The 14,482-nt window shown below is 62.5% G+C and carries 12 protein-coding genes; 5 read left to right on the top strand and 7 right to left on the bottom strand.

Annotation, left to right across the window (positions count from 1 at the left end; genetic code table 11):
- Window positions 1-40: 40 nt before the first annotated feature.
- Entirely contained in the window at window positions 41-1,462 is a 1,422-nt protein-coding gene (locus tag KTR60_RS26930; RefSeq protein ID WP_003943149.1) for a DUF2252 domain-containing protein, read from the top strand.
- A gap of 4 nt (window positions 1,463-1,466) precedes the next feature.
- Here the strand turns inward: KTR60_RS26930 and KTR60_RS26935 are convergent, their stop codons facing one another.
- Together KTR60_RS26935 and KTR60_RS26940 are read right to left on the bottom strand one after the other, a co-directional pair.
- Window positions 1,467-1,724 (bottom strand): WhiB family transcriptional regulator, encoded by a 258-nt coding sequence (locus tag KTR60_RS26935; protein WP_003943196.1) that lies wholly within the window; start codon window positions 1,722-1,724, stop codon window positions 1,467-1,469.
- 19 nt (window positions 1,725-1,743) lie between these two features.
- Window positions 1,744-2,274 (bottom strand): HNH endonuclease, encoded by a 531-nt coding sequence (locus KTR60_RS26940; protein ID WP_099697175.1) that lies wholly within the window; start codon window positions 2,272-2,274, stop codon window positions 1,744-1,746.
- Window positions 2,275-2,609: 335 nt separating this feature from the next.
- On the opposite strand from KTR60_RS26940, the gene KTR60_RS26945 reads away from it, so the two are divergent.
- Window positions 2,610-3,620, top strand: a complete 1,011-nt coding sequence (locus KTR60_RS26945) for a threonine aldolase family protein (protein WP_083056313.1) — start codon at window positions 2,610-2,612, stop codon at window positions 3,618-3,620.
- Between the two features lies 1 nt (window position 3,621).
- Here KTR60_RS26945 and KTR60_RS26950 read toward each other — a convergent pair whose 3' ends face one another.
- The gene (locus KTR60_RS26950; RefSeq protein ID WP_047269366.1) at window positions 3,622-4,476 is read right to left on the bottom strand and encodes an LLM class flavin-dependent oxidoreductase; all 855 of its coding nucleotides are present in this window, start codon (window positions 4,474-4,476) and stop codon (window positions 3,622-3,624) included.
- The gene (locus KTR60_RS26955) at window positions 4,473-5,336 is read right to left on the bottom strand and encodes a patatin-like phospholipase family protein (RefSeq protein WP_047269365.1); all 864 of its coding nucleotides are present in this window, start codon (window positions 5,334-5,336) and stop codon (window positions 4,473-4,475) included. The genes KTR60_RS26950 and KTR60_RS26955 overlap by 4 nt, the downstream gene beginning before the upstream one ends.
- A gap of 54 nt (window positions 5,337-5,390) precedes the next feature.
- Between KTR60_RS26955 and KTR60_RS26960 the strand changes: the two genes are divergently transcribed.
- Window positions 5,391-7,076 (top strand): dihydroxyacetone kinase family protein, encoded by a 1,686-nt coding sequence (locus KTR60_RS26960; RefSeq protein WP_039973156.1) that lies wholly within the window; start codon window positions 5,391-5,393, stop codon window positions 7,074-7,076.
- A 101-nt stretch (window positions 7,077-7,177) separates the two neighbouring features.
- Complete coding sequence (locus KTR60_RS26965; RefSeq protein WP_003943212.1) at window positions 7,178-8,800, top strand: long-chain fatty acid--CoA ligase; 1,623 nt, start codon at window positions 7,178-7,180, stop codon at window positions 8,798-8,800.
- 85 nt (window positions 8,801-8,885) lie between these two features.
- Here the strand turns inward: KTR60_RS26965 and KTR60_RS26970 are convergent, their stop codons facing one another.
- Genes KTR60_RS26970 through KTR60_RS26980 form a run of 3 tightly spaced genes read right to left on the bottom strand, consistent with a single transcriptional unit; the run spans window position 8,886 to window position 11,509 of the window.
- Window positions 8,886-9,512 carry a TetR/AcrR family transcriptional regulator gene (locus KTR60_RS26970; RefSeq protein ID WP_065455052.1) on the bottom strand — a complete coding sequence of 209 codons (627 nt, stop codon included), beginning with the start codon at window positions 9,510-9,512 and terminating at the stop codon, window positions 8,886-8,888.
- Window positions 9,513-9,525: 13 nt separating this feature from the next.
- On the bottom strand, window positions 9,526-10,287 hold the full coding sequence (locus tag KTR60_RS26975) for a 3-hydroxyacyl-CoA dehydrogenase (protein ID WP_228401447.1): 762 nt from the start codon (window positions 10,285-10,287) through the stop codon (window positions 9,526-9,528).
- A 28-nt stretch (window positions 10,288-10,315) separates the two neighbouring features.
- Window positions 10,316-11,509: a thiolase family protein gene (locus tag KTR60_RS26980; protein WP_030536138.1), complete on the bottom strand. Its 1,194-nt coding sequence runs from the start codon at window positions 11,507-11,509 to the stop codon at window positions 10,316-10,318.
- A gap of 368 nt (window positions 11,510-11,877) precedes the next feature.
- Between KTR60_RS26980 and lanKC the strand changes: the two genes are divergently transcribed.
- Entirely contained in the window at window positions 11,878-14,460 is a 2,583-nt protein-coding gene (gene lanKC / locus KTR60_RS26985) for a class III lanthionine synthetase LanKC (protein WP_228401448.1), read from the top strand.
- Window positions 14,461-14,482 lie beyond the last annotated feature (22 nt).

Raw genomic sequence — 14,482 nt, forward strand, 5'->3', positions numbered from 1 at the left:
CGAGCGCGAGTTTCGCACGCCCGACGAAAGAGAGCCCGACATGGACCCGCTGAACAGGCCTGCCGGTCAGCTGGCTCTCGAGAACGAACCGGACGGCAGGGCGACTTTGCGGGCGCGTCAGACGCCCCGCAGTGAGCGTCGCAAGATCGGGAAAGGCCTGCGCAAGCGAGTGGCGCGATCGTCGCTCGGCGACTGGACGCCCCCACCCGATCGACGTGACCCGGTCGATCAGGTCAACACGGCACACGAGGGAAGACTCGACTGGTTGGTTCCGATCCGTGTGGGGCGAATGGTCGCTTCGCCATACGGATTCCTGCGCGGTACCGCCGGATTGATGGCAGAGGATATGGCGCAGCTGCCGTCCACCGGCATCACTCCCGTCATCTGTGGAGATGCGCACGTCGGAAACTTCGGGTTCTACGGATCTCCGGAACGCGAACTTGTCATAGACCTCAACGATTTCGACGAAGCACATCCCGGCCCCTGGGAATGGGATCTACGAAGGCTGGCTGCGAGCATCTGGGTGGCCGGTCGACAGAACGGTCTCACCGAAGCTCAATGCGAAACAGCAACAACCTCGTGTGTGTCCGCGTATCGCCTCCACTTGGCGAAGCTGTCCGAGCGTCCACTGTTCGATCGCTCCTTCGACCGGGTCGATCTCGACGGACTCACCGACCACGTCACCGATCCTGGGTTGCTGGCCGAGATCAGGCGCGCCGCGGAGCGCGCCCGGCGGCGTACGAGTGACCATGCGGTGCCGCGGTTCACCGTCGAGGATCACGGACGGCGCCAGTTGGTCGAGAACCCGCCGCTCACAACACGACTCACGCCGCAGGACACCGACTTCCTCCTGGAGGGTCTGGACGAGTATCTCGAAACCCTTGCACCACACTGGCGCCGAGTCGTCTCGGGATACAACGTCATCGACGTCGCGCACCGGGTTGTCGGAGTCGGGAGTGTCGCTCTGCGCGCCTATGTGGCCCTGTGCGAAGGGAGCATCCCGGACGACGTCATCTTCTTGCAGCTCAAGCAGGCTCGCCGATCCGTCGTTGCACCCTTCGTGCACGGTGACTCGGCCTGGCACGACCATCAAGGACGACGCGTCGCGGAATACCAGCAAGCTCTCCAGACGGTCAGTGATCCACTGCTCGGTTGGTGCACCGTGGACGACCGCCAGTACTACGTCCGTCAGTTCCGGAACATGAAAGGTTCTGTGGACCTGAACAATATCGACGCCGCAGCGCTGACCGATTACGTCGCGATCTGCGGCCGCCTACTGGCCAAGGGGCATGCACGAACCAGCGGCGCGTCACTGATTTCCGGTTACCTGGGAACCTCGGACGCGGTCGATACCGCCCTCACCCGGTTCGCTCGGCTCTACGCCGATCAGACCGAACGTGACCACGACGCTCTGTGCCGGGCGGTATCGGCCGGTACGATCGCCGCGGAGCCGGGAATCTGATCCCTCACGCCGCGACGATCCTGCCCTGCTCGAACTTCACTCCTCCCCAGATTCCGGTCTGGCCAGTGGCAGAGGCGAATTCGCGACACGATTCCGCAATCGGGCACCTGTTGCACACGTCGGTCGCGTAGTCGTATCCCTCGGACGGAAAGGGAAACCACCGGTCCGGCTCGGGGTCTCCTCGGCATTCCGCCTGCCACCACGTCCGGTCGTCCGAGATCGGCAAAAGCTCAGCCAAATTGGAGATTTCGTCAGCGCACATCACTGGCTCCCTTCGACTGTCACGTCCGACTCAATTCACGCCAGATCTCCTGCTGCACTTTCTCGATGCGCCGAGGTGCCTTCGGCTCCCACAGCAGCCGCATACCGGCCTCGGCCGGAGTGCGATCCGCCTTGCGCTGATTGCAGGAACTGCAGCACGCCACCAGATTTCCCCACGTGTTGGGCCCGTTACGGCTCCGCGGCTGGACATGGTCGATGGTCGTTGCCCGGGCGGCGCAGTACGCACATTGACGACCGTCCCGGTCGAAGACACCGGCAAAAGTGGCCCGACTGGAATCGGTGACCGTCACCCGGTGAGCAACGTACACGTACTCGGCGAGCAGGATCGTCCTCGGCAGTGGGATTTCGACGTGCTTGGAGCGCACCGGAAATATCGGGGTCACGTCTTCGGTGGACTGCGCGGAGCCGGTGGCGATCAGGACGACCGCACGATCGGCGCTCACTTCACCGAGGTACTCGTACGTGGCGTTGAGTACCCGGACGGGGCGGTTCATCCAACTGTGAGCAAGTGCGCGGTTCGGGTTCCGCATGAGAGTTCTCAGTTCGTGTCGAGGAGTGAAACTCCTGGACACGAAGACGGGTCAGGAGCAAATGCAAGAAATGGGGAACGGCATATATCCAGCGCCACTCTGTTCCCCGAATGCGGGATGGGAAATACCGCGGGGTGAGTGCCCGCGCAGGTGCAACGCTTGCTTCCAGTCGCGCATGCCTGTCCCCTTCCACTTCTTGTTCTCGTCACCGGCGATTGCCGGCGCTCATCATCACACGGAAGGCATCCTCAGCGATATCGATTTATCAGGCCGGAAGAGCCGTCCTGGAAATACCGCGGTTTGACGCCGGAACACGCGGCTTGATCGAATGAGCCATGACTTCGTCGTACATCGACCTACGCTCGGACACCGTCACCAAGCCTGATGCGGAGATGCGGAAGGCGATGGCCGACGCCGAGGTCGGTGACGACGTCCTCGATCACGACCCGACCATGGCGGCGCTCGAGGAAGAGGTGGCGCACACTCTGGGTTTACCGGCGGCACTGTGGGTGCCGAGCGGATCGATGGGCAACCTGATTGCGCTGATGCTGCACCTTCACCGCGGCGATCAGTTCCTGGCACCGGAACACTCTCACGTCTTGGGCTCCGAATTGGGCACCGCGGCCTGGCTCGCCCAGGGAATGCCGATGGCGTTGCCGCACGACGGCGGACCCGGACGTCCCACCCCCGAGACGGTCGTGAAGGCGGCGGGCTCCCCCGGCCCGTACTTCGCGTTGAACACCACGCTGCTCTGTCTCGAGAACACTCATAACTTCGCCGGCGGTGCCGTCATGAATCCGACCGAATGGACGAAGCTGGTCAACGCAGCGCGATCACGCGGCTTGAAGATTCACCTCGACGGCGCCCGTCTCTGGAATGCCGCTGTTGCACTCGATGTTTCGCCCACCGAATTGACTTCCGGCGCCGATACCGTTCAGGTGTGCCTGAGTAAGGGACTCGGTGCGCCGGTCGGCTCGATACTCGCCGCATCACCCGAATTGATCACCGAAGCCCGAAGGATCCGCAAGATGCTCGGCGGCGGCGTTCGTCAGGGCGGAGTGCTGGCCGCAGCCGGCATCGTCGCGTTGCGCTCACAAGCTCGCCTCTCCGACGATCACGACAACGCGCAGCGCCTCGCGTCGGGGCTTCGTGAACGCGGTTGGGCCGTCGACGAACCTGCCACCAACATCGTTCTGGCCGCGACAGCCGATCCGTCGGTCACCGTTGCTCAGCTCGCCGCTGTCGATGTCGGCGCGGTCACCGTTGCCGGGAAGGTTCGGTTCGTGACACATCGCGACGTGAGCACTGCCGACATCGACGCGGTTCTGTCCAGAGTAACCTTCTGAACTACGCCACCAGGGGTTGAACCTCCTGCGCGACAAAGCGAATGAACTCGCGGACATCCGGCTCGTCAACAGTCGGTTGGAGTACCACGGTGGTTGCACCTGCTGCAACCCATCGCCGTGCTGCTGCCGCGACTTCGGCCGCGTTGCCCACGGCAATCGCATCCTCCGGCGACTCGCTACCGGACGCTGCGGCCTCGGCAAGGGCGCGCTCACGACCGCCGGAACCGAAAGCACAGATGACGTAGACGACGACCTCGTGATCCGACGCCCCGATGTGAGCGATCGCCCGACGCACGCCGTCCGGGGTCGTCCCACCCGAGAGCACGGTGCCCTGCGCCAACTCGCCACTGAGCGCCAAAGTCTTTGGCCCCGTGGCGCCGACGAGCAACTGCGGCACCGTCTCCGGTGGCCACGCCAGCGTGACGTCCGTGAGATTCACGTATCGACCGGACACCGTCACCGACTCACCGCCCAGCAGCCGCTCGACTGCTCCGAACTGCTCCCGCAGGAGGGTCAACGGCGATTCGGCTTTGGCCCCGATCTGCCGCATCCAACTCTGAACGCCGTGACCGAAGCCAACCCGTAGTCGATCCGGATGAACTCTGGCCAGCGCTGAAATCTCCATCGCCGTGATCGCGGTGTTGCGCATCGGCGTCGGCAGCACACCGATCGCCACACCCACGCGATCGGTCTCAGCCAATACAGTTGCAGCAGTGGCTATTCCTCCGCCGAAGAAGCAGTCTTCCCACAACCAGACCTCGTCGATACCGACTTCGTCTGCATACCTGGCATGTCGAACCAGATCTTCCGGAGATTGCTCCGGGCGCACGACGACGGCAATCCGTGCGGCGCTCATGCCGTCACCAGAAACGCGGCGATCTCGTCGGCGGTTCGACGGCCCTGTTCGCGGCCGAGTTCGGCTGCGGGGCGCCTGGTTGTCGGTGAAAGCGAGTTCGTTCCGATCGCTTCGACGACGGCGTCGTCGGCGAAGACAGGCAGCACGGGCAAGGGCGTCATCACGTCGATTTCCTCTCGTAGACTGCCGCCCAGAAGATTCGGGGCGGGGTCGGCTGCGGGTGAAAGAACCACGACCACATCGCAGTCGGCAGCCAGATGAACATTCGAGCCACTCGCCATTCCGCCGTCCATGTACCGCTCGCCCTCGATCACGACTACCGGCCACACCCCTGGTACGGCGCAACTTGCTCCGACTGCGTCGATCAGTTCTACGCCGTCAGCGTTGCCGAACACCCTCAACTCACCGGTCTGTGCGTTGATCGCCGGGATGCGCAACTCCCGGTCGGGCCACAACCGATTGGGCAGCCTCGCCTCGATGACCGCGCGACGCACGGCAGGTTCGACGGTATCGGCTCTCATCGCTGCTTCGCCGAGCAAACGGAGCTGCTCGGCCCGGTCCTGCGATCCTGCGATCGCGTCGACGAACATCTGACCGAGTACCTCGACATCGACCTTCGGGTCGATTTCGCCGGTAGCCTCCGCTGTTTGTGCGTCGAAAAGTTCTTGCAGTGTCACGCCGCTCGCTATCTGAGCGCTCACCGTGGAACCTGCGGAAGTGCCGATCAACACGTCCGCCGTCAGCAGCGCAGCGGCAGTGTCCGGTGATTTGTCCTGAAGGCCCAACAGAAAACCTGTTTCCCAGGCGATTCCCGCAACGCCGCCACCGGCAAGTACCAACCCCAATTTCACGCCGTCCACCTCTCGTCGATCGTGATCCGTGCCCGAAGTCGACGTTAGACCTACTCTGAAGTGATGTTCATGCGCAGCGCAAAGACATTTGTTCCCGACGCACTCCGTGGGTTGATCGCATCCACCGACGACATCGCGTGGAATCCCGACCCTGGGTACCTCACACGCGCAAGGCCACTTCCCCGCGGACGGGTCGCGCTCGTCTCCGGCGGCGGTTCAGGCCACGAACCCATGCACGCCGGATTCATCGGCGAAGGAATGCTCACAGCCGTCTGCCCCGGATTGGTCTTCAGCTCACCCAATGCACTTCAGATCCACGAGGGATCCAAGGCTGCCGACGCCGGCGGCGGCGTCCTTCACATCGTGAAGAACTACACCGGCGACGTGATGAACTTCGGTATCGCCCGAGAGTTGCTACGCGAGGACAAGATCGATACGGACGTCGTCCTGGTCGACGACGACGTCGCGACCGAACGCGCAGACGGCAGCGGTCCGGGACGACGCGGTACTGCGGCAACCATCGTGGTGGAGAAGGTCTGCGGCGCATCCGCCGCCCGCGGCGACGACCTGGCCGAGGTGACCCGGATCGGACAACACGTCGCGCACTCCGCTCGGAGCATGGCCGTCGCCCTTCGCCCATGCACTTTGCCGGGGGCTGACGAGCCGTCGTTCGACTTGCCGGCGGGTCAGATGGAACTCGGTATCGGCATCCACGGCGAACGCGGCACAGAACGCGTGGACGCCCTGCCCGCACCGGAATTGGTGCGGCGGCTGACGGACCCGATCATCAAGTCCCTGAGTCTCGCCGAAGGCGACCGCGTCATCGCCGTCGTCAACGGTCTCGGCGCCACCCACCCGCTGGAGTTGCAACTTCTGTTCGCCGAACTCGGAGATTATCTGGACGAACAGGGAATTCACATCGAACGGACCCTGATCGGAACCTTCGTCACTGCATTGAACATGGCAGGCGCGTCCATCACCCTTGTTCGCACAGACAAAGAAATCCTCGAATTATGGGACGCACCAACAAAAGCGCCCGCCTGGCCGAATGCTATAGCGCGTGAGTACACCGGCATGGGCACGCGCGAATCTTTCGGTCCCACATTCACACCCGACACCTCACGCACCGCCGAAAGCAGCTTCGTCGGAAGCTGGATTGCGGACTGGGCCGAGAAGGTACTGGATCAGGAACCGGCACTGACCGATCTCGACCGACGAGCGGGCGACGGCGATTTCGGGACAAACATGGTGGCCGCACTGGATCAACTCGACATCTCGGCGATCCGTGACACGTACTCCACCGCAACGATATTCGATGCAGTCTCACAGGCGTACCTCGGCCACGCCGGTGGCACCTCCGGCGCATTGTTCGGCATCTGGTTCCGGCATTTCTTCCGCGTTGCCGCAGACTCGGCGGACTCCGAACTCGACCTCGGCGCGATCGCGGCTGCAGCGCGAGCGGGACTCGACAACATCACCTCGCTCGGCGGCGCACGCGTCGGCGACAAGACGATGGTCGACGCGATAGTTCCGGCGGTCGAGTCGTTGGAGCAATCCGTGAGCTCGGAAGCCGATCGAGATGCTGCGCTGGCGAGCGCAGCGGAAGCCGCAGCGGCCGGGGCGGAGTCGACCGAAACCATGCTCGCGAACCGCGGACGTGCAAGTTATGTGGGCGAAGCCGCTCGCGGAGTAGTCGATCCGGGAGCGCTACTCATAGCGTGGTTCTTCGCCAGTGCAGTGGGTCACTAGCGAGCACTTCGGGGCTGTGACTAATCTGGCAGCCACAGCACATCGTTTGTGACGACCCGTGGGCAAAAGCACCGGTCTCACACACCACACAGGAGCAGCCCATGCTGAGCACCATGCAAGACGCCCCCCTCTCCATTGCTCAACTTCTCCGCCACGGTGCCTCCGTTCACGGCGCCTCCGAGGTTGTCACGTGGACCGAGTCCGGCCCGCGCCGTGTGTCCTACGCTGACGTCGGCAAGCGCTGTGCTCAGCTCGCGCACGCCCTGCGCGGGCTCGGCGTCGAGGGCGACGAGCGAGTCGCCACGTTCATGTGGAACAACTCCGAGCACCTCGAGGCGTACCTGGCGATCCCCTCGATGGGCGCTGTGCTCCACACCCTGAACATTCGTCTGTTCCCCGAGCAGTTGATCCATGTCGCCAATCACGCCGAGGACCGCGTGATCATCGTCGACCCGTCCCTGATTCCGCTTCTCTCTCCGCAGCTTCCGTCGCTGACCACCGTCAAACACATCGTCGTCACCGGCTCCTCCACTGCAGGACTCGAAGCTCCCGAGGGAGTGCAGGTTCACACCTACGAGGGCTTGATCGCCGATCAGCCCACCGAGTTCGACTGGCCCGAGGTCGACGAACTGAGCGCTGCCGCAATGTGTTACACGTCCGGCACCACGGGTGACCCCAAGGGCGTCGTCTACTCCCACCGTTCGATCTACCTGCACTCCATGCAGGTCTGCATGAGCGACGGCCCCAACCTCGCGCAGGGCGATCGTGCACTCGCCGTGGTGCCTCAGTTCCACGCCATGTCGTGGGGACTTCCCTACGCCGCATTCATGATCGGTGCTTCGCTGATCATGCCCGACCGCTTCCTCCAGCCTGCCCCGTTGGCTGCGATCATCGCCAGCGAGAAGCCGACGTTCGCCGCAGCCGTCCCCACCATCTGGCAGGGCCTGCACCTCTACCTTGAGCAGAACCCGCAGGACATCTCCTCGATGCGCGAGGTTCTGATCGGTGGGTCCGCGGTACCGCCCGCCCTCATGCACGCATTCGAAGCCGACCACAACGTCTCCGTCCTGCACGCCTGGGGCATGACCGAAACCTCCCCACTCGGATCCGTCGCCCGCCCGCCGGCCGGTGTCACCGGCGACGCGATGTGGAAGTACCGCTACTCTCAGGGCCGCTTCCCGGCATCCGTCGAGGCACGTCTCATCGACGATGACGGCAAAGTTGTTGCACACGACGGCGTTTCCGTCGGCGAGCTCGAAGTGCGCGGCCCCTGGATCACCGGGTCGTACTACGGCGTCGATGCGGAAGACAAGTTCAACGACGGCTGGCTCAAGACCGGTGACGTCGGATCCATCACGGCCGACGGCTTCCTGAGCCTGTCCGACCGCTCCAAGGACATCATCAAGTCCGGCGGCGAATGGATCTCCTCGGTCGACCTCGAGAACGCCGTCATGGGTCACCCTGACGTCACCGAAGCTGCCGTCATCGGCGTGCCGGACGAGAAGTGGGACGAGCGCCCGTTGGTTGCGGTTGTTCTTCGCGCTGGTTCCGAAACCACCATGTCCGAACTGCAACAGTACCTTTCGGACAAGGTTGCCAAGTGGCAGCTGCCCGAGAACTGGGCCGTGGTCCAGGAAGTCCCGAAGACGAGCGTCGGCAAGTTCGACAAGAAACGCCTTCGCGCCGACTACCACGAGGGCGGACTCGAAGTTACGCGACTCTGACACCGAGTGAATGCCGAAGTATGAATACTGAAGGTGGGCAACAGGTTTTCACCTGTTGCCCACCTTCGTTCACGAGCGATGCACTTTACGGCCGATAGCCGACCGTGTGAAAAGCGATATCGACGTACTTCTCCGCCAATTGCGACGGTGACATCGGACCGCCGGTCTGGAACCAACGCGGCAGTGACTGCGCCATACCGAGTATTGCCCGGACGGTCTCTTCGGTATCGGTGACCGCGAAATCTCCCGATGCCACACCGTCGTCGACGATCCTGCGCATCAGCAACTCGAGCCGCTTACGACTGGCGGCGTATCGACTTCGGCTTTCCGGTGAGACATGCCGAATCTCGGTGTCCAACGCAGCATGCCGCGACCGGTGGGTCATATAGAGAACTATCGCCTCCACCACCAAGGCGAAGCGTCGTACCGGATTTTCGCCGGCCTCCGCTTCTGCCGCTTCGGTTCTGGTATTCAGCTCACTCATCGAGACCTCGAACAAAGCGACGAGAATTGCCTCTTTGTTCGCGTGGTGATAGTAGAGCGCGGGAACGGTTACCCCGACATGATTGGCAATCTGGCGCACCGTCGTGCCGTGGTAACCATTCTCGTCGAACAGCTCGAGCGAAGCCATCAGGATGTCGGTCATCACCAGCGGCGGGAAGGACCTCCAGTCCACTGCCACCGAGCTCACCGACTCCACCTCGCCAGTCATGTGATAGCCGAAATTACCGCGGTGCCATACGGATTGCACCGTCGAGGCGGATCGTCTCACCATTGAGCATGGGGTTGGAAACGATGTGCGCAGCAAGCGCGCCGTACTCGCTGGGATCACCCAGGCGAGAGGGGTGAGGCACCTGCTGACCCAACGACGCCTGGGCTGCTTCGGGCAGTCCGGCCAGCAACGGGGTCTTGAACAAGCCTGGTGCAATGGTGTTGACGCGGATCAGCAGCGACGCGAGGTCACGGGCGATGGGAAGCGTCATACCGACGACGCCGCCCTTCGACGCGGAGTACGCAGCCTGCCCGATCTGGCCGTCATACGCTGCGACCGAAGCGGTGTTGATGATGACACCGCGTTCACCGTCGATCGGCTCGGTCTTCGAAATACGTTCCGCAGCAAGACGAAGGACGTTGAAGGTGCCGATCAGATTGACGTCGATGAGCTTCTTGAACGCGTCGAGCGGGAAAGCGCCCTTCTTGCTGACCGTCTTGACTGCGTTGCCGATTCCGGCGCAGTTGACTGCCACGCGCAGGGGTCCGAGGGATTCGGCCACGTCGAGTGCCGCGGTGACCGCAGCCTCGTCGGTGACGTCTGCCGCCGCGAAGCGGACCCGGTCGCCAAGTTCCTTGGCGATGGCTTCACCGTTGGACGACGGAAGGTCGATGATGACGACGCTGGCGCCGTCGGCAAGAAGGGCTTTGGTGGTGGCCAGGCCGAGGCCGGATGCTCCACCGGTGACGACGGCGACGCTGTCGTTGACGATCATGAGAGTTCCTTTCGAAAGGTTATGTGTTTCAGATGCGTTCGATGATTGTGGCGTTGGCCATGCCGGCGCCCTCGCACATGGTCTGCAATCCGTAGCGTCCGCCGGTGGCCTCGAGGTGGTTGACCATCGTGGTCAGCAGGCGAGTACCCGAGGACCCCAGGGCATGGCCGAGTGCAATCGCGCCGCCCCACGGGTTGAGCTTTGCCGGGTCGGCGCCGAACTCGTGAGCCCAGGCGAGCGGTACGGGAGCGAAGGCTTCGTTGACCTCGTAGGTGTCGATGTCGTCGATGCTCAGACCCGCGCGAGCGAGCACCTTGTGGGTGGCTGGGATGGGTGCGGTGAGCATGAAGATCGGGTCATCGCCCGCAACGGAGAAGGAATGGAAACGAGCTCGCGGCGTCAGCCCCAGCTTCGACGCCATTTCTTCGCTCATGATCAGTGCTGCGGACGCGCCGTCGGTGAGCGGCGACGAGTTACCGGGAGTGATCGACCACTGCGCCTCGGGGAAGCGCTGCGCGTACTTCTCCGAGTAGAACGACGGCTTCAAACCGGCGAGTCCCTCGGCGGTAGTAGACGCGCGAACCGTCTCGTCGACGATATGCGAGACGGTCTCACCGGCGGCGTTGGTCACCGAGATCGGCAGAATCTCCTTGTCGAAGAGCCCCTTCGCCGCTGCCTCTGCTGCCCGCTGGTGGGACTGCGCGGAGAATGCGTCGAGAGCGTCGCGGTCAAGCTTCCACTTGGCGGCGATCAATTCTGCAGAGATTCCCTGGTTGACCAGGCCTTCGGGGTAGCGAGCCGCGACGCCCGGACCGGAAGCGTCCTTCCCCATCGTCGTGGTACCCATCGGGACACGACTCATGGATTCGACGCCTGCCGCGATCACGATGTCGTAGGCCCCGGCGATCACGCCCTGCGCCGCAAAGTGCGCAGCTTGCTGACTTGATCCGCACTGGCGATCAATCGTGGTGGCGGGTACCGACTCGGGGAACCCTGCCGAAAGGACCGCGCTGCGGGTGATGTTGAGCGCCTGCTCACCGGCCTGGCCGACGCAACCGCCGATCACGTCGTCCACCAGGGCGGGGTCGAGGCCGTTTCGCGAGGTGATGGAACGCAGAACGTGGGCCATCAGTTCGACAGGGTGCGTCCCGGACAGTGCTCCGCCCGGCTTTCCCTTGCCGGACGCGATCCGGACTACATCGACGATCACTGCCTTGGTCATCTTCGTTCCCTTCGAGGACGTGCATTGCTGGGGCGGTCCGGCACCCGAGTTTCGTGGCGCCGGGTACCGGACCGAGATCGAGGGAGCACCCTGACTTAGCGCTCGCTAAAGAACTACCACCGACTTGATCCTCTCGTCAAGAGGGGGCCTCCGAACTCGAAACAAATGTGGCCGACTAAAAGCTGGGCGATCAGTGACCTCGCCTGGCCCACGCCATTCATTAGTACTTTCGAATGATAGGTTTTCAATCTTCGCCCGAAATGTCCGGAATCGGATAACCTTCCGCCACAAGCAATCCAAGCCACAGGGGATTCGGGGCGTGGCACCAATCGATGACAACCGCAGGGGGACTGACTGGGAGGTTTGGCGTGGACCTGCGATACGTTGCCTTCACGCGTGCCGACCCGCATTTCTACGACCGAATCAGAACGGTCACCCGACCAGATACATCAACTGACCAGCACTTTATCCCCGCGAAGTCGGTGGATTGGTCGCTCTGGCGGCGCGGTCCCCAAAGTGGACCGTGGAACTACTTCCAACCGCCCGACGGTCTGCTGCCAGAACAAGGATGGAAGATTCACTGCTCCGCTACCCAAGCCAACGCGCAGGAGCTGCTCGATACCGTTTCCGTGTATTGCGGTCACAATCATGTGCCGTTCAAATTTCTTCGGACGGCAGCAGACCTGATGTTGTCCAACAGCAAGCAGGCCAATCGAACTTCCAGCGGAAAATTCATCACGATCTATCCGGCGGATGGTGTTGCCACACAACGTGTCATCACCGAACTGGACAAGCTTGTCACCGGTGCCGACGGGCCGTACATCCTCAGCGATGTGCGATGGAACCGGGGACCGCTCTACTTACGGTACGGCGCGTATCTGCCCATGCAGATCTACGATTCATTCGGCGATCGCGTCCCCGCAATTCGGCGTCCTGACGGATCGCTCGAACCCGATGTGCGCGGCACTTCCTTCAGAACTCCGGACTGGGTACAAATCCCGGACTTCGTTCGCGCGCAGCAAGACAAGCTGAAATCACATGACGAATTCCCCTATTCGATCAATGAAGCCCTGCACTTCAGCAACAGCGGGGGGATCTACTCCGCGTTCGACGACGCCGGCATCGATCTGGTCATCAAAGAAGGCCGTCCCTTTACCGCCCCGGACGCCAACGGCCGGTACGCAATCGACCGCATCCGTAACGAGTACGACAAGTTGACCCACCTTGCCGACAACCCGTACGCACCTTCTGCGATCAGGTTGTTCGAGCGCGAGGGACACCACTTCCTTGTCACCGAGCGCGCTGCCGGCACTCCCCTGAATCAGGAAGTTGCGCTCCGCCACCCACTGATACGCGCGGACCAGACACTCAGTTCCCGAACGGAATACAGAACCTGGGCACTCGACATTGCACAACAGTTGACTACCGCAGTCGAGAGCTTCCACAACGCCGGAATCGTTCATGCCGATCTTCACCCTGGCAACGTCATGTGCTCACCGTCCGGTATTCGGATCATCGACTTCGAGATGGCCCACAACATCGACGAGCATCCGCCCCGGTCCACCGGAGCCCCCGGATGCACAGCACCTCGACAGTTGACAGGAATCGCGGCGGATCGATACTCGTTGGGCTGCATCGAGCTGGGACTCTTTGTTCCACTTACTACATTGTTCCCTCTCGATCGCAACAAGATTCCCGAACTCATCGACTATGCGGTGTCTCGATTCGATCTTCCCCGCGCCTTCGGTGCCTCGCTCTATTCGATGCTCGACGTACAGGCGCCGGCGCCGAAGAATCGCCCGCATCGTTGGGACACGTCGTCGAACGAAACCTTGCAACGCACGGCCGCTCTATTGCGCTGCGGCATCCTCGCCTCGCTTGATCTCGCCCGCGCTGATCGACTCTTTCCCGGCGACATCGCCCAGTTCGAGGTGAACGGCTACGGCATTGCTCACGGCTCGTGCGGAAACCTGCTCGCCGATGTACTTCCCGCAGACACCTTGGAGTCAGTTCTGGAATGGACTGAACATCAAGTTGATTCGGATACTCAACCAAAGTTCGGCTTCTTCGACGGGCTCGCGGGTGCGGTGCATACCTTTCGGCATCACGGGCGACATTCGACAGCCGACAGGTGGGTCGAGACTTTGCGTCGAGCCCCACTCGACGACATCGACTCCAGCCTTTTCAGCGGCCTTTCCGGAATCGGTTGCCTCCTACTCGAGGAATCGGTTTCACGACCGACTGTGTCACCCACTCTCGCTGTCGTGACCGAGACTCTGCGCGAACGAATTTCAGCTGCTCGCTTGCATGTCCGCGACGCCGGCGGAACACCTTGGGCAGTGGCCGGCCGAGGTGGGCTGATGCGGGGACCGAGCGGACAAGCACTGTTCTGGACTCGCCACTACGAACTGAGTGGTGATCCTCGATCGCTGGAACACGCACGCCAGCTCGTCGACATCGATCTGTCTGTGATGTCGATGTGCCCTGACGGGTCGATGCAGCTGAGAGAGGAGCGCCGGACGATGCCGTATCTCGGATCCGGGTCTGTCGGTGTGGGCCTGGTACTTCTACAACTTCTGCGCCATGTCGACGAACCGCGTTACGCAGCTGCGGTGCGTGCGATATCCCGGGCCGCCACAGTCGAATTCACTGCCCAAGCCGGACTACTCAACGGGCGAGCCGGGCTGATGCTGTTTCTCAGCGAACTCTCCAAGACTCCATACGCCGGCGCCGATTGTGAACAGACGCTTGCACAGCAGTTTCAGCTTCTGGGCTTGCACAGCCTCAATCACGCAGGAGGCCTGCACTTTCCAGGTGAACAGAACCTGAGACTCTCAACAGACTGGGCAACCGGATCTGCAGGAATACTGGCGTTGCTCCGATATACCGGATCGGCAACTGCCCGACAGTCGTTTCCACTGATGTGCGCGTCGAACTGCCACATCGCCTAATTGTTCGGAAGTTATCACCCAC

This window comes from Rhodococcus sp. C1, assembly GCF_020809065.1.
Classification (GTDB): domain Bacteria; phylum Actinomycetota; class Actinomycetes; order Mycobacteriales; family Mycobacteriaceae; genus Rhodococcus_F; species Rhodococcus_F qingshengii.

Excerpts from the sequence above, each read along its gene's own strand:
- KTR60_RS26930 (WP_003943149.1), top strand. The coding sequence starts at position 41 with ATGGACCCGCTGAACAGGCCTGCCGGTCAGCTGGCTCTCGAGAACGAA.
- KTR60_RS26935 (WP_003943196.1), bottom strand. The coding sequence starts at position 1,724 with ATGTGCGCTGACGAAATCTCCAATTTGGCTGAGCTTTTGCCGATCTCG.
- KTR60_RS26940 (WP_099697175.1), bottom strand. The coding sequence starts at position 2,274 with ATGCGGAACCCGAACCGCGCACTTGCTCACAGTTGGATGAACCGCCCC.
- KTR60_RS26945 (WP_083056313.1), top strand. The coding sequence starts at position 2,610 with ATGACTTCGTCGTACATCGACCTACGCTCGGACACCGTCACCAAGCCT.
- KTR60_RS26950 (WP_047269366.1), bottom strand. The coding sequence starts at position 4,476 with ATGAGCGCCGCACGGATTGCCGTCGTCGTGCGCCCGGAGCAATCTCCG.
- KTR60_RS26960 (WP_039973156.1), top strand. The coding sequence starts at position 5,391 with ATGTTCATGCGCAGCGCAAAGACATTTGTTCCCGACGCACTCCGTGGG.
- KTR60_RS26965 (WP_003943212.1), top strand. The coding sequence starts at position 7,178 with ATGCTGAGCACCATGCAAGACGCCCCCCTCTCCATTGCTCAACTTCTC.
- KTR60_RS26970 (WP_065455052.1), bottom strand. The coding sequence starts at position 9,512 with ATGACTGGCGAGGTGGAGTCGGTGAGCTCGGTGGCAGTGGACTGGAGG.
- KTR60_RS26975 (WP_228401447.1), bottom strand. The coding sequence starts at position 10,287 with ATGATCGTCAACGACAGCGTCGCCGTCGTCACCGGTGGAGCATCCGGC.
- KTR60_RS26980 (WP_030536138.1), bottom strand. The coding sequence starts at position 11,509 with ATGACCAAGGCAGTGATCGTCGATGTAGTCCGGATCGCGTCCGGCAAG.